Below are 15,956 nucleotides of genomic sequence, written 5' to 3'. Positions count from 1 at the left end.
TTCTCAGGTTTATAGCTGGGGGCGAAGCTCAGATTTTACTGCCTAAGTCTTGTCGAGACCTCAGATGAGTCGATAAGCCAAGATGGCTACTATTGTGGGTGGAATGGCGGCGATTAATAAATAGAGCGCCGAGACCGCGCCATTTGGGAAGTGCTGTCGCAGGATGGCAATGCCGGCTGGGTTGGGTGCATTGGCAATTACGGTTAGACCACCACCCGCTACTGCACCTCCTACCAAAGCAAGCTTGAATTCTGGTGATGTTCCAGTTACCAATGAGCCTAAATAAGTGAGCGCTGCATTATCAGTAAAGGCGGTGAGAACCAGACTGCCATAGAACACTGCGGTAGGGCTCATTCTTTCAAGAATGGGTTGTAGCCACCAGCCTTGTAGTGAGCCTACTACGACTAAGCCACCCAAGAAGAAGCCGACTAGCAAAGCTTCTTTCAGAATTAATGGGCTTTGATGTTTTGGGTAAGCAGTGGTGTAGCCGATAAAGAACAACAGAATCCAGGTAAAAATAATCGGATCATGTGCAAAGATCACTACTCCACACAAGAAGAGTAGGTGCACCGAAATTACGGCCAATGGAATCTTGACTTCTTTCTTGTCTGTATTGGGCTCAACCAGTTGGCGATGGAATAAAAGTGTGACTGCTAGAGCATTAATAAAAATGGCTATGCAAGACTCGATGCCAAAGTTGGCAAACATAAATGCTGAGCTCCATCCCCAGGTAGAGGCCACCATCAGTACTGGTGGCGCAGCAAAGTTGGTGAGTGTTCCACCGATTGAGATGTTAACGAAGAGAACCCCGAGCGTTCCAAATAGGAGGGCTGTTGAGCATTTATGGCGATAGACCAAATCACGCAGCAGAAAAGCTGCCAGGGTCATCGCAGCTGGTTCGGTGATGACTGAGCCTAGAAGAGGGGTAATCGCCAGAGTTAGAAAATATAAAGCGGGAGCACTTTTAATGCGTAATAGATATTGCAATACTGTAGCTAAAGCATGCAGAATTTTCGTCGCAAAATACAAAATAGGTTTTGTGCCGGCCACAATCATGATGGCAAAAACAAATAGCGGTTCAGTGAAGTTGCGTTTATTTAAAAATTCTTTAGCAGTAGCTAGGCCATCATTTAAAGAGATGAAAATAACCAAGATGGCGGCCCAAAAGCCAAAAACGATTTCTACTTCGCCGAGAAGGTGCCAAAGCCCTGCGTGCCGTGGAGATTTTTTGGCGATAGATTCAAAATAACCAGTGCAAAAAGTATGCAAAACTGCAATTGTAAAAATAATACTTGCGCCAAGTTCTGTCGGGGTAAAGTTCATAGCAGAATGGTAGCAGGTACTTAATAAAAATGAGGCATTGTTAATTTAGGAGATTTTGGTGAAATTAAAGATTGGATATCAAGAGCTCATTCAAAGTGCGATGACTGAAATCGAGACTCTGTCCCTGGAAAAAGCACAGCAACTATTTACAGACCCCAACGTGGTGTTTGTGGATATTCGTGATATCCGTGAATTGGAGCGAGAAGGCATGATTCCCAATGCTTTTCATGCCCCCAGAGGAATGTTGGAGTTCTGGGTTGATCCTGATAGCCCTTATTACAAGCCAATTTTCGGCGAAGGTAAGAGACTCATTTTGTATTGTGCCTCCGCTTGGCGTTCAGCTCTATCCACTCAAACGCTGCAGAGAATGGGCGTGCCCAATATTTGTCATTTGGAGGGCGGTTTTAGTGCGTGGAAGAAAGCACAATTACCAACGGTGGAAAAAGCAAGCAAACCCCATTCCAGTTAAAGTCATCGTTAATCGTGTTCAAGTATCAATTATTTATTTAGGATCTTTATGAGAAAAGTCGTGTCACAGTTTGGCAATGGTCCACTTCAGCAAAAATTGACTGCTGGTGATTTACATTTCTTATCGGATGCGGAAGTCTCTAAAGGCGGTGAGGGAGCTGGACCTAGTCCTCATGAGTATCTTGGTGCCGCATTGGCAGCTTGTACATCAATGACTTTGAAAATGTATTCCGGTCGCAAAGCAATGAATTTAGAGAACGCCATTGTGACTGTAGATATCGAGCGAACGAATGATGTTGAAGTCTTTTCTCGCGAGATTCAATTGCAGGGAAATTTAAGCGCAGAAGAAAAGGAGCGCTTACTGGAGATCGCTGATAAGTGCCCAATTCATAAAGCACTGGCTGGGCAGATCCAAATAAAAACCCAGCTAGTAAATTAATACAGGCTGGGTTGTTTTGCTGCATCCAGGCCGTAACGGCTCTGGATAGAAAGCTTAACTAGACGACTTAATTAGGCGCCTTAGCAGGCTGATTATTTTTTCCAGCGTTATAGCCAGAGTTGTATTCAGCTGCCTGATCTTTCTTGTAAGCGTCGTATACATAACCAGAAGCTGCACCAACCGCTGCGCCACCAACTGCGCCCCAGATAGGATTGCCGTGGAAGATTGCAGTGCCAACAGCGCCAGCTGCTGCGCCAATGCTCGCGCCTGAGAGTGTGCGTTGTTCTGTGTTGCTCATGTTTGAGCAACCAACGATTGCTAAAGTTGCTGCGGTAATTGCGATAATTTTTTTCATCTCAACTGATCCTTTAAAAATGTATTAGTTTGGCTAAGTCGCTGGAATTATTTTCTGGCGCAAGGGAAGCGTGAAGCTAAGAAGCCCAAGAAAACACCTGCTGCTGGTTTGTCAGCAACTTGTGGATTACTTTGTGCAAACTTTACAAAATCACCAATCACTTCATCACGTGCTGGAGCTGGTTGCTTTACGCAAATAAATGGCTTTGCACGTTGTGGGTGACGTGTAGCTAAATAGGTTTCATAAACAGAAGTAGTGAAGCCAATGCAAAAACTACGTGATTCTGGGCTTGCAGGTAGTTTGCAAACATTAGCGAGTTCTTGTGTGCTTAAAACCTTGATGGTTTCTTGTGCTTGTGCAAAGCCTGAAAAAGAGGCTAAAGCAGCCAATGCAATGAGGAATTTCTTCATGGGTTCTCCCTTAGGTGTATGTAAAAACGATAATAAACCATATACTTCCCAAATCATGCACTAATAGGGTGCATATCGCACTTCTTTGGACTTCTTTATTCCCCATAATGATGCAAAAAATAAGAGGGGAAATTCATGGAAACTTTGAAAACAGGTAGTGATGCTTTATTCATCTTGCTTGGTGCAATCATGGTTCTTGCCATGCATGCAGGCTTTGCATTCTTAGAACTGGGTACCGTACGCAAGAAGAACCAGGTAAATGCTTTGGTAAAAATCTTGGTGGACTTTGCGGTTTCAACCATTGCGTATTTTTTCATTGGTTACAGCATCGCTTATGGTGTGAACTTTTTCTCTGGTGCAGAGTTGCTCGCTGAGAAGAACGGCTATGAGTTAGTGAAGTTTTTCTTCTTACTTACTTTTGCTGCAGCTATTCCAGCAATTATTTCTGGTGGTATTGCAGAGCGCGCTAAATTTAATCCTCAGCTTATTGCTACTTTTATCTTGGTGGGTTTTATTTACCCCTTCTTCGAGGGTATCGCCTGGAATCAACATTACGGTATTCAGGCTTGGATTAAAGGTCTAACAGGTGAAGAGTTCCATGACTTTGCAGGTTCAGTTGTCGTGCATGCCGTTGGTGGTTGGATTGCATTGCCGGCCGTTATTCTGTTAGGCGCTCGCCGTGGACGCTATACAAAAGAAGGTCAAATTTCTGCTCATCCACCATCAAGCATTCCTTTCTTGGCCTTAGGCGCTTGGATTTTGGCGGTAGGTTGGTTTGGCTTTAACGTGATGAGCGCTCAAACAATCGACAAGATCAGTGGCTTGGTTGCAATGAACTCCTTAATGGCAATGGTTGGTGGTACATTGGCTGCTTGGGTAGTTGGTCGAAACGATCCAGGTTTTACCTATAACGGCCCTCTCGCTGGCTTGGTAGCAGTTTGTGCAGGCTCAGATTTAATGCACCCTCTTGGCGCTTTGTTTGTTGGATTGGTTGCTGGTGGACTGTTTGTATATATGTTTACCTTGGTACAAAACCGCTGGAAGTTGGATGATGTTCTCGGTGTTTGGCCATTACACGGTCTGTGCGGTTTGTGGGGAGGTCTAGCCGCAGGTATTTTTGGTACCAAAGCTTTTGGTGGTCTCGGCGGTATCACTTTTACCGGGCAGCTGATTGGTAGTGCCTTAGGGGTAGGTATCGCACTGATCGGTGGTTTTGTTGTATACGGAGCCCTGAAGGCGACCTTAGGTATTCGCATGTCTCAAGAAGAGGAATTTGAAGGCGCTGATTTAAGTGTGCATCGCATTTCTTCATCACCGGATCGCGAGCCTAACTGGTAATTGATTTTTTAGTGCAAGGCTGTTCATCTATAGCCTGATTCATACCTATAATGAGTCATGGCTATATTTGAACTAGACGGAAATGCCCCTCATTTAGCTGAGGGAGCTTGGGTTGCTGAGAGTGCAGAAGTGATCGGCAAAGTAGAGCTTCATCAAGATGCAAGCATCTGGCCCAAAGTCGTGATCCGTGGCGATAACGACCTCATTCAAATTGGCGCAGGTAGTAATGTGCAAGACGCATCTGTATTGCATACCGATCCTGGATATCCACTCATGATTGGTAAGGGTGTCACCGTTGGACATCAAGTGATGCTGCACGGTTGTCAGATTGGCGACGGGAGTTTGATTGGCATTGGCGCAGTAATTTTGAATGGCGCCAAGATTGGTAAAAATTGCCTAGTGGGTGCTGGTGCTCTTGTTACCGAAGGAAAAGAATTTCCGGACGGCTCTATGATTTTAGGAACGCCAGCAAAAGCGGTGAAAGAGCTAACTGCAGAGCAAATAGCGGGGATTCACGATATCGCTGGACGTTACGTGAAAAATGCACAGCGTTATGTCAAGACGCTGAAAAAGATTGCCTAACCTCCTCAATAAATTTTGCTCTACGTATTCAATGTAGTTTTACCTGTTTTCTTGCTCATACTGATTGGGTATGTTGGTGGGCGCGCTGGTAAGTTAGGCATCAATGCCTCTACTGAGTTAAACCGGTTTGTTGTTTGGCTCGCTTTGCCTGCTCAACTATTTAACTTTGCCGTCAATAGCGGATGGCAAACACTATGGCAGCCTGGCTTTATCACGGCATTTTTCCTGAGTTGCTTAATTGTTTTTGCCTTAGTGTTACTGGTGAGCTGGATACGTCATCGAGACTTAGCTGCCGCCAGCTTTGATGGGCTCAGTGCATCTTATTCAAATACTGGATACATGGGCATTCCATTGTGCGCACTCGCCCTTGGTCAAGATGGACTGGCTCCAGCCATTATTTCAACCTTCATAGTATTTGTGATGTTTGCTTTAGCAACAGTATTTATAGAGATTGGCATCTTGTCACACAAGAAGTCACATGAGATTGTCTTAAGCGTTATTAAATCCTTGTGTACCAATCCATTACTCATAGCTCCAGTCGCTGGTTTGATATGGGCTTCTAGCGAATTGACTTTGTATGATCCGATTGCACAAGTGATCTCATTTTTGGCGGCCGCTTCTACGCCATGCGCTTTAGTTTCAATCGGTTTGTTTCTCATTCAAAAAAGTACTGCTCCTCCAGGAAGGGCATGGGGTATTAGTTTGGCAAAGTTAATACTGCAACCTTTAATTGCCTGGATGATTGCGGGTCCGATTTTGGGCTTGCCTGAATTATGGGTAAGCGCTATTGTGATTTTGAGCGCCTTGCCCACTGGCACCGGGCCTTTTATGTTGGCCCAGTATTACAAGGCAGATGGCAGCATTATTTCTAGAGTGGTATTAATTACTACGGTGAGCTCGTTGCTTACGCTCTCATTATTTCTTTGGTGGAGCAACGGGGTTTAACCCTTCAGCATCGATTTGTTTTTCCCAGGATGCATCAATAAAAGCGGGCAACTTCATGCACTCATGAAAAATGCTCATGAGTGTGGGGTAGGGCTCCACATCTACTTTTGCACTGAGTGCATTAAATAGCTGCGGCACTAAGCAGATATCAATTAAGCCTGGTTGATCGCCGTAGGCAAACCTCCCAACCCTAGAGTCATTACTCAATTGTTTTTCAATACTCTGCAGTCCTACTTTGACCCAGTGCTGGTACCACTCATCTTTAGCTTCGTTGTTAATGCCAAGTTTTTTGATGAGGTAGCGCAGTACGCGAACGTTGTTAATTGGATGAATATCGCTGGTGATATCCATTGCAACAGATCGCACCCAAGCTCGATCAATTGCCACTTTAGGAAGAAGCGCTGGCTCAGGCTGAGCTTCTTCAAGGTATTCAATGATTGCCAGCGATTGATGAATGCTTTTCTGCCCATCTTCAAATAAAGGTACTAAGCGATTGGGATTTTTGCTGCTATATACCTCTCCCATTTGCTCACCACCATTTTTACTGAGGTGGATTGGAATAATTTCGTAGTCCATACCCTTAAGGTTGAGGGCGATACGTACCCGATAGGCTGCAGAGCTACGCCAAAAGCTGTATAGCTTGGGGGTCATATTGATGTCTTATCGGAGTTCATGGCTAACAGTATATTCAGAATAGTTATTTAAGTTAGCGCGTAAGCAAAGTGCTTTAGACTCTTTGCTATGGAAGAGATTAGTTTCTGGATCGGCATCATTGCAACCATGGCCTTTGCGGTTACGGGGGTTTTGGCTATCGCAGATCGTGGCGTTGATCTTTTCGGCGTTCTAGTGCTAGGTTTGATTACCGCCATTGGTGGGGGCACTATTCGCGACATTATTTTGGAAGTACCTACTTTCTGGTCGGACAATCAAATATATGTATGGCTTGCCTTAGGCGCAAGTGTGCTGACATTTTTCGCAGAATCGTTTTTTACCCAACCACAAATTTATCGTTGGATGTTGTACATCGATGGATTTGGTGCCGCACTATTTGCAATTCAGGGTGCCGATAAAGCTTGGAATATGAATTTTGGTTTGCCTGTTGCACCAGTCATCTTAGGGGTAATTACCGCGATCGGTGGTGGCCTGTTGCGGGATGTACTTGCTGGCAGAAAAACGTTAATCATGTCGCATGAGCTTTATGCAATTCCGGTGACCTTGGGTTGTGTTGCTTATGTTTTAGTGCTGAACTTCTTGCCACAGTATGTGGTTGAAGGTTCTGTGATTTGTATGCTCGGAATTTTTGGGCTACGCGCAGCTGCTATTTATTGGGATCTGCGCGTGCCTAAAATGTTTATTACTAAAACGCGCTAACCGCACCATCGCTGCGAGGATCCCATCCCCCTCGCAAAGTACCTGATGAGTCACGAATAATGCAACCCGCATGCCCCACGGTTTCATCAAATGCATCGAGCATTTCTATCTCATGACCTAAGGCATGCAGTTCTTTTGCAACCCAAGGACTAAAGCGAGACTCGAGTTTTAAGCTATCGCTCGTTTGGCCCCAAGTGCGACCGAGCAACCAACGTGGACGGCTAATAGCATCTTGTGGGTCTAAGCCGTAAGTGGCAGTGCGAGTAAATACTGCGCATTGCGTTTGCGGTTGACCATCGCCACCCATCGTTCCATAAACCATCGAACGACCATCTTTGAATAAAGCCATCGCTGGATTCAATGTGTGGAATGGTTTGCGATAGGGTTCAAGATGATTGAGTGTATTGGGATCAAGCGAAAAACTGCAGCCACGGTTTTGCCAGTTCACACCAGATTTGGGTAGCACAATGCCAGCACCAAACTCGTGATAAATACTTTGAATGAATGAAACGCAGTTGCCATCATCGTCAATGACGCCCATCCAAATAGTATCTGCCGGTCCTTTGCCTTGCCCCCAAGGTAAAGCTTTGTTGGGGTCAATATTCTTGGCAAGTTTTTTGAGGAAAGCAGGTGCTAAAAAAGACTGCGCATTTCTAGTCATATACGCAGGGTCTGTTACAAACTGATCGCGAATCTTGAATGCTTGTTTTGTTGCTTCAACACAATGGTGCACGTACTCGGCACTATCGACCTTAAAGCGTTTTAAGTTCAGCTGATCCAAGATCCCGATGATCATTAATGACACAACACCTTGAGTAGGTGGAATCATGTTGTACACCTTACCTAGACTATGTTTGAGCTCTAAGGGATCAATGAGTTTGGCGTGATGACGATGTAAGTCATCGAGGCGCAATGGACTACCAATGTCGGTTAGCTCTTTTGCAAGGAGGTCTGCAAGATCGCCGCGGTAATAATCGTCCGTTCCCTTAGTGGCAATTTGACGCAAGGTTTTGGCTAGACGTTCTTGTTTAAAGATGCTGCCTACCGCAGGTGCTTTACCACCCACTAAAAAAGTTTTAGCAAACCCAGGAATGGAGCTGAGCTCTTCCCGCTTCTTTGCAGTCAAGCTTGATTGACTATAAGTAACGGGTACACCTGCTTCTGCGTAATGAATGGCATCAGCCAATAAGCGAGACAGGGGAATCTTCCCACCTAGGCCTTGCTTGGAAAGTTTGTGAGCAGCACCCCAGCCAGAGATAGTTCCGGCAACCGTATTTGCGGCAACGGGCCCTCTAAAAGGAATGGCTTTAGTAATACTTCGCTCCGCATACCATTGCTTAGTGGCTAAACCAGCTGCAGCACCGCAAGCATCGATGCCACCCATAGCCTTGCCAGGTGAGTGAATGACCCAAAAAGAGTCACCACCTATGGAATTCATATGCGGGTACACCACTGCAATGGTTGCTGCTGCTGCCACCATAGCTTCTAAGGCATTGCCACCCTCGCGAAGAACTGCAAGCGCAGATTCAGATGCAAGAGAATGTGGCGCTACTGCCATTCCTCGAATTCCCCATTTTTGTTGCATGGTTATTGTGTCTCCAATATATAAACTTCTGCCTTTGCATTAGACGCTAGGCTAGTACTTGTTGTGAAATTGCCTCTAGTTTCCTGATTTCTCGGGAAAACCCCGATCCTATTTGATGGGGAATTACCCTAACTAGTGGATTTCTTTGAAATTTTTCAAAGCATAATCGACCCGTTGTTTTTTATTTAATAAAAATAGTTAGGAGCTACTGATGTCAACATCAACTAAAGCAGCCCCAATGACCCCTGAAGAGCGCAAGGTTATTTTTGCATCCTCATTAGGTACAGTCTTTGAGTGGTACGACTTTTATCTTTACGGTTCTTTGGCTGCCGTTATTGCCAAGCAGTTTTTCTCAGGCTTAGATGCTGGCTCTGCCTTCATTTTCGCTTTGTTAGCGTTTGCTGCTGGTTTCATCGTGCGTCCATTCGGCGCGTTGGTGTTTGGTCGCTTAGGCGATTTGATCGGACGTAAATATACGTTCTTGGTCACCATCCTGTTAATGGGTGGCGCAACCTTCATCGTAGGTATTCTGCCTAACTACGCAACTATTGGTGTTGCTGCTCCAGTTATCTTGATCGCATTGCGTATGCTTCAAGGTTTGGCTTTGGGTGGTGAGTACGGTGGTGCTGCTACTTATGTTGCAGAACATGCCCCTCACGGTAAGCGTGGTGCCTACACAGCTTGGATTCAAACAACTGCTACTTTGGGTTTGTTCCTCTCCTTGCTCGTGATTTTGTTCACACGTGAATTCACTGGTCCAGACTTTGATGTTTGGGGTTGGCGTATTCCTTTCATCGCTTCTATCGCATTGTTGGCGATCTCTGTATGGATTCGTTTGTCCATGAATGAGTCCCCAGCTTTCAAGAAGATGAAAGAAGAAGGCAAATTGTCAAAAGCTCCTTTGTCCGAGTCTTTCGGTCAATGGAAGAACTTGAAGATTGTTATCCTAGCATTGTTTGGTCTGGTTGCAGGTCAAGCGGTGGTTTGGTACACAGGTCAGTTCTATGCGTTGTTCTACCTCACACAAGTGTTGAAAGTAGATGCTAAGACTGCGAACTTGTTGATTGCTGCTTCATTGGTAATCGGCACACCATTCTTCGTGATCTTCGGTGCATGGTCTGACAAGATCGGCCGTAAAGTAATCATCATGGGCGGCTTATTGCTTGCGATCATTACTTACATTCCAAATACACCAGTTTCAGTATTCAATGGTTTGACACACTTTGCTAACCCAGCGTTAGAAAAAGCGATGGCAACTTCACCAGCTACGATTACTGCTGATATCAATGAATGTACATTCCAGTTCAACCCAACAGGTACAGCGAAGTTCACAAGTTCTTGCGATATTGCAAAACAAGTGATGGCGTCTAACTCTGCAAGCTATACAACTATCCCTGGCCCAGCCGGTGGTACAGCTGTTGTGAAGATTGGTGATACAGAAATCACTGGTTACTCAGCAAAAGGCATGGCTCCAGCAGATTTGAAAGCTAAAGATGCTGAGTTCAAGAAGCAAATCCGTGATGCGTTGAATGCTGCAGGCTACCCAGCTAAAGCTGATCCAGCGCAGATCAACTACGCAGCTGTGTTAGCGATATTGGTGTTCTTGGTGATCTTGGTAACCATGGTTTATGGCCCAATCGCTGCAATGTTGGTTGAGATGTTCCCAACTCGCATTCGTTACACCTCTATGTCATTGCCATACCACATTGGTAACGGTTGGTTCGGCGGCTTATTGCCAACGATCTCCTTCGCCTTGGTTGCGCAAAACGGTAACATTTACTACGGTCTCTGGTACCCAATCATCATCGCTGCGATGACATTGGTAATCGGTACACTGTTTGTTAAAGAAACCAAAGACGTAGATATCTACGCACGTGACTAAGCTTCTTTAGTCTGTAACAAATAAGAAACCCGATCAGAAATGGTCGGGTTTTTTTATTCCCACAAATCTTTTTGATTCCGATTGTTTAAGAGCTTGTAATTTTGCTGGGCGATAGAGGTTTCTCTTGATCCTGGGATGAGTTCAATTTGAGCACCAGCAGCAAGCGCTCCGGTTTTGATCACCCGCAAATACCAGCCACTAAAGCCTGATTGCAGCATTGCCTTTGTGGCGCCTTTGTAGCGCATGGCAGCATTAAATTTAAAGCAGGGTTCACGTAGTTTGACAACTGCAAATTCCAATTCCCCAATCCGCAGTCGATCACCAACAAACACCTCTGTTTCTAGTAGGCCCTCTATTGTGAAATTTTCGCCAATAGCCCCATGCTCTAAATGAACAGACTGTTTGGTTTCACGAGTCAGTAGTTCGTTCCAAAACGCATAGTGTTCTGCTGGATAAACATAGATGGCCTTTTCAATACCACCGTGTACGGATAAGTCTGCCTGCTCATCACCTTCTATACCAAGAGTAGCAATCTTGACGGTAACAGGATTGTCTAAAGTGCTCACCGCTTTCTTACGAATTGCAGAAGCAACGGATTTGTAGTCGGGGTGATGGTTACCGAACAGGGGCATGACTTTGCCTGTGGAGATGGTGAGAAGGCGCATAAGTAAGAATGACTGATAAGATCAAGCTATCTATTGAAGAAGGTAAATGATGCACTTTTATAAGCTTGTTGTCACTCTATTTCTGGGTCTATGTATCAGTCAAGCAGCAAATGCCAAATGGGATGAAGAGCGCGACATGACTACCAATGGCAAGGAAGAGCTGATCTATTACTACAAGACTAATCAGCAGGGTCAAAAGCTTGTGTTGGATAAGTATGTAAAGCGCCTCATTTTTATACGCCCAGATCGACTTTATAAACGCTCCATTAAGCAAATTAAAGTTGACGATCAGTTGATTGATGTAACAAGCGATCCTTTTTCGCGCTTCCCAGAACAAACGGCCATTATTTTTGACAACAAGGACGAGGTACTAAAAAAACTCTTTTTGGCCCAAAAGATTGAATTTAATGTCCGTTATGGGCGGGATGAGGCTTTAAGTACATTTCAGATTAAATAATGACCTAATTGGGTTTTGAGGCTGGCACCCCTGATTCCTTTAGACAGATCAACTCCGATCATTTACAATAACAAGTTCGGCGAATTAGCTCAGCTGGTTAGAGCGACGGAATCATAATCCGCAGGTCCGGGGTTCAAATCCCTGATTCGCCACCAATTTAAGTTTTAAGAAGTTATAACGTTGTTTAAAAAACCCTGACAGGATAAGCCTCTCAGGGTTTTTTGTTGCTTGTTGAATAACCTTGGATAATGTGAGTAACATTGCAAATGTGTGAGTAACTTTGTGAGTAACTTTCCCAAGGTGTGAGTAACTTACTCCAGTTGATGTGAGTAACTTGGTGAGTAACCCTGGAGAAATTGGCTGGAGACCCCCGTAAATGAAGCTAACCGATGCATATTTAAAGACTTTGAATCCAGGTGAGAGGACGACTAGTCACCCCGATGGCGAAGGTCTGGTGTTGTTATGCCACCCAAAAAAGGCAATGGCATGGCGCTACCGTTACAGATTTGCAGGTAAGCCCAAAATGCTGTCACTTGGAACGTATCCGGATGTAAGTCTCAAAGCGGCTAGAGAGAGGCGTTCGGAGTTTAAAAAGCTGCTGGCTTCAGGGGTTGATCCCTCTTTGGATCGTAAAGAAAAGAAGATCAGGCAAGGGGAGACGTCGGAAAACACCTTTAAGGCGGTGGCAATCCGTTGGCATGAGAACTGGAAGGCCAACAAAAGCCCGGACCATGTAAAGCGGGTTTATCAGCGCATGGAGAAGGACTTATTTCCTCATATTGGTTCAAGGCCTATCAATCAAATTAGTATTCAGCTACTGCTAATGGTGGTGAAGAAGATAGATGCCAGGGGTGCACATGATATTGCCAAAAGGGCCTATGAGACCGCAGGACAGGTTTTTAGGTTTGCGGTAGCCTACGGCTTGTGCGAGACGAATCCGGTAGCCCAGGTGAAGCCTGCCGACTTCTTAAAGCCTGTTACTCAAGAAAACTACAAACGGGTGGATGCTAAAGAGCTTCCCCAGTTGCTTAGGGATATAGATCAGTACGGCATTACTCAAAAAGGGGACGAGATTACCCGTCTTGGTTTGCAGCTGATGGCCTATATTTTTGTTAGAACAAGGGAGTTAATCGGCGCTAGGTGGTCAGAGATTGACCTCAAGACCAAAGAATGGCGTATTCCGCCCGAGCGAATGAAGATGAAAGATCCTCATATCGTCTTAATGCCTGATCAAGTGGTAGCGATTTTCACAAGGCTAAAAGAGATTACGGGCGGCAGGGAGTTTGTTTTTCCATCGGTCCGAGATCCAAAAAAGACGATGAGCAATAACACCTTGTTAAGTGCTTTAAAGCGATTGGGGTACGCCGGCAAGATGACGGGGCATGGTTTTAGGGGAATAGCCTCAACCATTTTGCATGAGCAAGGCTATCCGCATGAGCATATAGAGATTCAATTGGCACATTCAGAACGTAACAAGGTATCTGCAAGTTATAACCACGCTAAGTACTTGCCCCAGCGTAAGGCAATGCTTCAAGATTGGGCTAACTACTTAGATGCCATTAAAACTGGGGCAGATGTGATTCCGTTTAAATCTAAAGCAGGGTAATTAAAGTGGAACAGAAAACCTTAAAAAAACCTCAAATTCCTGGGTTGCTACCTGTTAGTTTTTGTTAAGGTTTGAGGCATGGGAAACCTTACAAAACCTGTCATTGGAATGATTGGTTTGTTATCAAAAGTTATGTTTTACTGGGTGCCTGACGGAAAACAATCAAAATTAATCAAAACTAAAATTAAAGCACTCAGATTAAGACGCTCAGGCATGCTCGACGGAGTAAAAGCACTTTCGCAGCGCTATGTCTAAGACTAACGGTGCGGGTGAAGGAATAATCATGGCCTTAGGCACTAAGCTATTTCAATTAAAAGAATGGCTCACCATTAGGGATACAGCAAGGCAGCTCACCTCGATGCTAAATGAGGATGTGAGCGAGGCGGATATATATCAACTTGCGCTTGATGGAAATCTAATAATTTCAGCTTATTTACCTAACGGTGTGGATGCCAAAAAAGGGAGGCTCGTTCAATATGAGGAGGTCAAGTGGAGGGAGCTTCCAGAGCTTGATGATTCTGAATTTATTAAACGGCCTGATGGAAAGATAGATGTAATCCATAAAAAGACTAAGCCCTTAATCCATATGCCAGACGCATTACTCATTGATGATGATGTGCCTGCTCGGGAGGCTCGCTGGTTGAGGTTGGAAGAGCAAGTCTCCAGAATTGATGGACTATGGGATTTGGTGATGATGGGGGCAGAACGTCTAGACATTCAGCACTTACTATTGCAAGAAATCAGTGAATTAAGTTATGACTACATTAACTTGGAAGGAGTATTTCTGATTAATGGGGATATATGGGCTAATCCCCAGGCAAGGTTTAAGGATGATAAGCCGAATAAAGATGAAAAAAATTCCTTCTATCCTGCTGGAAGTCTCGATCGGTTTGATCATGTCTTAGTGGTTAAGCAAAGTTCAATACTCGATTTTTTGGCTTTCTTAAATAACCGTGATAAAAAACCTAAGGGTAGGCCATCAAAACTATCGGGCAAAGAAATTGCTGAAATTAAGAAACTTCATAAAGAACAGCCAAAATTGACGGCTGAAATGATTGCAAATCAATATAGCGTTAGCGCTAGCTTAATAAGACAGGAGTGGAATTAGGCGTTATTTATTGTTTTGTTTTTAATAACCAACACCTGCCAAGGTATATCCGATATTAAATCAAGCGTTATTAATTAGAGGTTAATTTATAACGTTTATAACGCTTAGAAAAAGATATTTATAGACTCAGAATTGCCTTCATGGTTTGCCAATAACGGCAGACGTAACATAAGGAATTCTAAGATGTCTCAAAAATCAAAAGCAGTAGAAACACCTCAGCCGCCAACACTTCCCCATGTTGGCAAATCCCGCTGGAGTGGGTTTAAGATATTTTCGCCGGTCTCTTTGGGAACATTTCTTATGCTCAGCAAACAAGGTAGGGCACCTAAGGCAGAGCGCTTAGGGGTTCGCTGTACCTTTTACGATAATGCCGAACTGCACAAGTGGTTATCTGATCCTGCTGGCTATATTGCAGGCGATCAATAAGATGACCCATCAAACAAAAAAGCCCAGCAGCAAACTGGGCTTAATGCGAAACCAAATACAGACGGATGTGCGCTGTTCCTTTTACTCAAATCACAAACTTCACAAATTTTTAGCTGATCCCATGAATTACAGGGTGGAGCATCATGTCTAAAAAATCATATTCTCCAGACCCCAATGGGGCGCATAGGCGACTCTATGACATTGTCTTAAATAGCGTAGCCTGGAGATGTTTATCTCCGGCGGCAAAAGGTTTATGGTGTGACTTAAGGGCGCAGGTGGGAAGTACCAATAATGGGGCTGCTACCACCGCCCTTGCTGTTTTATCTCACCGGGGGTGGAGTTCGCGACACACCATTATGAGAGCAAGGCAACAGCTAGAAGCCCTTGGGTTTATTAGGCTCACCCTGCAAGGGGGCATTGCTAGTGGAGGCAAAAAGCCTAACCTTTATCGTTTTACTGATTTAGACATGTATGAGTTGCCCAAGTACAAGCTTTCAGCAATAAAAGCAGATCATCTTTATAAATCTTTTCGGGAGGTGAGGGAGGCTAAGGCTACCTTAAGGTTGATTAAGAATCAGCCTAATAAAAAAGAGGAAGTGTAAATATGGCGCCTACTACGTGCTAAAACGGCACCCTTAGAGAAAAAACTAAGTGCTCAATCTGCTCTTGTGAAAATCATTAAGTGTGAAAACGGCACCTACCAAAACACAGGAAAATGATGAAATTTCTAATGAATATAAGGGTTGCATGTCACTTTTAGAATTCATATTCATTTCTTGCTTCAGGTAGCAAATATGCACACCTTTATACAAATACCATACCTATATGAATAAAAAAGTAGATGATATTTATTTAAATATTGCGGTTTAGGAGTGGTCAAAATTTGTCGACCCCCTAAACATTGACGGAAATTAATCAAATTTAATCCGTCATGAACATCAAGGTTGTGCTGAATAGATTCTCTTGCTTCTAGAGTTGTGTGTCTGCTAGTGGAAT

The 15,956-nt window shown here is 44.3% G+C and carries 18 protein-coding genes and 1 tRNA gene; 13 read left to right on the top strand and 6 right to left on the bottom strand.

Annotation, left to right across the window (positions count from 1 at the left end):
* Positions 1-60: 60 nt before the first annotated feature.
* Entirely contained in the window at positions 61-1,323 is a 1,263-nt protein-coding gene (locus JaK3_RS00345; RefSeq protein WP_068319525.1) for a putative Na+/H+ antiporter, read from the bottom strand.
* A 58-nt stretch (positions 1,324-1,381) separates the two neighbouring features.
* Between JaK3_RS00345 and JaK3_RS00340 the strand changes: the two genes are divergently transcribed.
* Positions 1,382-1,792 (top strand): rhodanese-like domain-containing protein, encoded by a 411-nt coding sequence (locus JaK3_RS00340; RefSeq protein ID WP_082786331.1) that lies wholly within the window; start codon positions 1,382-1,384, stop codon positions 1,790-1,792.
* Between the two features lie 48 nt (positions 1,793-1,840).
* Positions 1,841-2,230, top strand: coding sequence for an OsmC family protein (locus tag JaK3_RS00335; protein WP_068319523.1), 390 nt, complete (start codon positions 1,841-1,843; stop codon positions 2,228-2,230).
* Positions 2,231-2,297: 67 nt separating this feature from the next.
* On the opposite strand, the gene JaK3_RS00330 is transcribed toward JaK3_RS00335, so the two are convergent.
* Positions 2,298-2,585, bottom strand: a complete 288-nt coding sequence (locus JaK3_RS00330; RefSeq protein WP_068319518.1) for a glycine zipper domain-containing protein — start codon at positions 2,583-2,585, stop codon at positions 2,298-2,300.
* Positions 2,586-2,632: 47 nt separating this feature from the next.
* Positions 2,633-2,995, bottom strand: coding sequence for a Rap1a/Tai family immunity protein (locus tag JaK3_RS00325; protein ID WP_068319516.1), 363 nt, complete (start codon positions 2,993-2,995; stop codon positions 2,633-2,635).
* Positions 2,996-3,130: 135 nt separating this feature from the next.
* On the opposite strand from JaK3_RS00325, the gene JaK3_RS00320 reads away from it, so the two are divergent.
* From JaK3_RS00320 to JaK3_RS00310, 3 genes are read left to right on the top strand one after another with little or no spacing between them, the layout of a single operon-like run.
* Complete coding sequence (locus tag JaK3_RS00320; protein ID WP_068319511.1) at positions 3,131-4,333, top strand: ammonium transporter; 1,203 nt, start codon at positions 3,131-3,133, stop codon at positions 4,331-4,333.
* 57 nt (positions 4,334-4,390) lie between these two features.
* Positions 4,391-4,915 carry a gamma carbonic anhydrase family protein gene (locus JaK3_RS00315; protein WP_068319510.1) on the top strand — a complete coding sequence of 175 codons (525 nt, stop codon included), beginning with the start codon at positions 4,391-4,393 and terminating at the stop codon, positions 4,913-4,915.
* Positions 4,916-4,930: 15 nt separating this feature from the next.
* Complete coding sequence (locus tag JaK3_RS00310; protein ID WP_068319509.1) at positions 4,931-5,860, top strand: AEC family transporter; 930 nt, start codon at positions 4,931-4,933, stop codon at positions 5,858-5,860.
* On the opposite strand, the gene maiA is transcribed toward JaK3_RS00310, so the two are convergent.
* On the bottom strand, positions 5,831-6,511 hold the full coding sequence (gene maiA / locus JaK3_RS00305; RefSeq protein ID WP_068319508.1) for a maleylacetoacetate isomerase: 681 nt from the start codon (positions 6,509-6,511) through the stop codon (positions 5,831-5,833). The genes JaK3_RS00310 and maiA overlap by 30 nt on opposite strands.
* 90 nt (positions 6,512-6,601) lie before the next feature.
* Between maiA and JaK3_RS00300 the strand changes: the two genes are divergently transcribed.
* Positions 6,602-7,231, top strand: coding sequence for a trimeric intracellular cation channel family protein (locus tag JaK3_RS00300; RefSeq protein ID WP_068319507.1), 630 nt, complete (start codon positions 6,602-6,604; stop codon positions 7,229-7,231).
* Here the strand turns inward: JaK3_RS00300 and JaK3_RS00295 are convergent.
* Complete coding sequence (locus JaK3_RS00295) at positions 7,218-8,816, bottom strand: gamma-glutamyltransferase family protein (protein ID WP_068319505.1); 1,599 nt, start codon at positions 8,814-8,816, stop codon at positions 7,218-7,220. The two genes, JaK3_RS00300 and JaK3_RS00295, sit on opposite strands and share 14 nt — an antisense overlap.
* Before the next feature lie 211 nt (positions 8,817-9,027).
* Here JaK3_RS00295 and JaK3_RS00290 point away from each other — a divergent pair, with 211 nt between their 5' ends.
* Positions 9,028-10,698 (top strand): MFS transporter, encoded by a 1,671-nt coding sequence (locus JaK3_RS00290; RefSeq protein WP_068319503.1) that lies wholly within the window; start codon positions 9,028-9,030, stop codon positions 10,696-10,698.
* A gap of 53 nt (positions 10,699-10,751) precedes the next feature.
* Here the strand turns inward: JaK3_RS00290 and JaK3_RS00285 are convergent, their stop codons facing one another.
* Positions 10,752-11,330 carry an MOSC domain-containing protein gene (locus JaK3_RS00285; protein ID WP_240480842.1) on the bottom strand — a complete coding sequence of 193 codons (579 nt, stop codon included), beginning with the start codon at positions 11,328-11,330 and terminating at the stop codon, positions 10,752-10,754.
* 79 nt (positions 11,331-11,409) lie between these two features.
* Between JaK3_RS00285 and JaK3_RS00280 the strand changes: the two genes are divergently transcribed.
* From JaK3_RS00280 to JaK3_RS00255, 6 genes are all read left to right on the top strand, one after another.
* Complete coding sequence (locus tag JaK3_RS00280; protein ID WP_068319497.1) at positions 11,410-11,820, top strand: hypothetical protein; 411 nt, start codon at positions 11,410-11,412, stop codon at positions 11,818-11,820.
* Between the two features lie 78 nt (positions 11,821-11,898).
* Positions 11,899-11,975 (top strand) — tRNA-Met (locus tag JaK3_RS00275).
* Positions 11,976-12,196: 221 nt separating this feature from the next.
* Positions 12,197-13,426 (top strand): tyrosine-type recombinase/integrase, encoded by a 1,230-nt coding sequence (locus JaK3_RS00270; protein WP_068319495.1) that lies wholly within the window; start codon positions 12,197-12,199, stop codon positions 13,424-13,426.
* Between the two features lie 247 nt (positions 13,427-13,673).
* Positions 13,674-14,534 carry a helix-turn-helix domain-containing protein gene (locus tag JaK3_RS00265; protein ID WP_068319493.1) on the top strand — a complete coding sequence of 287 codons (861 nt, stop codon included), beginning with the start codon at positions 13,674-13,676 and terminating at the stop codon, positions 14,532-14,534.
* Positions 14,535-14,717: 183 nt separating this feature from the next.
* Entirely contained in the window at positions 14,718-14,960 is a 243-nt protein-coding gene (locus JaK3_RS00260) for a helix-turn-helix transcriptional regulator (RefSeq protein ID WP_068319491.1), read from the top strand.
* Between the two features lie 143 nt (positions 14,961-15,103).
* Entirely contained in the window at positions 15,104-15,562 is a 459-nt protein-coding gene (locus JaK3_RS00255; protein WP_068319489.1) for a hypothetical protein, read from the top strand.
* The last annotated feature ends 394 nt before the right edge of the window (positions 15,563-15,956 follow it).

This window comes from Polynucleobacter yangtzensis (genome assembly GCF_001595965.1).
Lineage (GTDB): Bacteria > Pseudomonadota > Gammaproteobacteria > Burkholderiales > Burkholderiaceae > Polynucleobacter > Polynucleobacter yangtzensis.
This window is presented reverse-complemented; position numbering and strand designations above follow the sequence as displayed.

Bases quoted from the DNA above. Each gene is read 5' to 3' on its own strand.
- JaK3_RS00300 (WP_068319507.1), top strand. From the start codon at position 6,602: ATGGAAGAGATTAGTTTCTGGATCGGCATCATTGCAACCATGGCCTTT.
- JaK3_RS00295 (WP_068319505.1), bottom strand. From the start codon at position 8,816: ATGCAACAAAAATGGGGAATTCGAGGAATGGCAGTAGCGCCACATTCT.
- JaK3_RS00290 (WP_068319503.1), top strand. From the start codon at position 9,028: ATGTCAACATCAACTAAAGCAGCCCCAATGACCCCTGAAGAGCGCAAG.
- JaK3_RS00285 (WP_240480842.1), bottom strand. From the start codon at position 11,330: ATGCCCCTGTTCGGTAACCATCACCCCGACTACAAATCCGTTGCTTCT.
- JaK3_RS00320 (WP_068319511.1), top strand. From the start codon at position 3,131: ATGGAAACTTTGAAAACAGGTAGTGATGCTTTATTCATCTTGCTTGGT.
- JaK3_RS00345 (WP_068319525.1), bottom strand. From the start codon at position 1,323: ATGAACTTTACCCCGACAGAACTTGGCGCAAGTATTATTTTTACAATT.
- JaK3_RS00270 (WP_068319495.1), top strand. From the start codon at position 12,197: ATGAAGCTAACCGATGCATATTTAAAGACTTTGAATCCAGGTGAGAGG.
- JaK3_RS00330 (WP_068319518.1), bottom strand. From the start codon at position 2,585: ATGAAAAAAATTATCGCAATTACCGCAGCAACTTTAGCAATCGTTGGT.
- maiA (WP_068319508.1), bottom strand. From the start codon at position 6,511: ATGACCCCCAAGCTATACAGCTTTTGGCGTAGCTCTGCAGCCTATCGG.
- JaK3_RS00325 (WP_068319516.1), bottom strand. From the start codon at position 2,995: ATGAAGAAATTCCTCATTGCATTGGCTGCTTTAGCCTCTTTTTCAGGC.
- JaK3_RS00280 (WP_068319497.1), top strand. From the start codon at position 11,410: ATGATGCACTTTTATAAGCTTGTTGTCACTCTATTTCTGGGTCTATGT.
- JaK3_RS00335 (WP_068319523.1), top strand. From the start codon at position 1,841: ATGAGAAAAGTCGTGTCACAGTTTGGCAATGGTCCACTTCAGCAAAAA.
- JaK3_RS00255 (WP_068319489.1), top strand. From the start codon at position 15,104: ATGTCTAAAAAATCATATTCTCCAGACCCCAATGGGGCGCATAGGCGA.
- JaK3_RS00265 (WP_068319493.1), top strand. From the start codon at position 13,674: ATGTCTAAGACTAACGGTGCGGGTGAAGGAATAATCATGGCCTTAGGC.
- JaK3_RS00260 (WP_068319491.1), top strand. From the start codon at position 14,718: ATGTCTCAAAAATCAAAAGCAGTAGAAACACCTCAGCCGCCAACACTT.
- JaK3_RS00315 (WP_068319510.1), top strand. From the start codon at position 4,391: ATGGCTATATTTGAACTAGACGGAAATGCCCCTCATTTAGCTGAGGGA.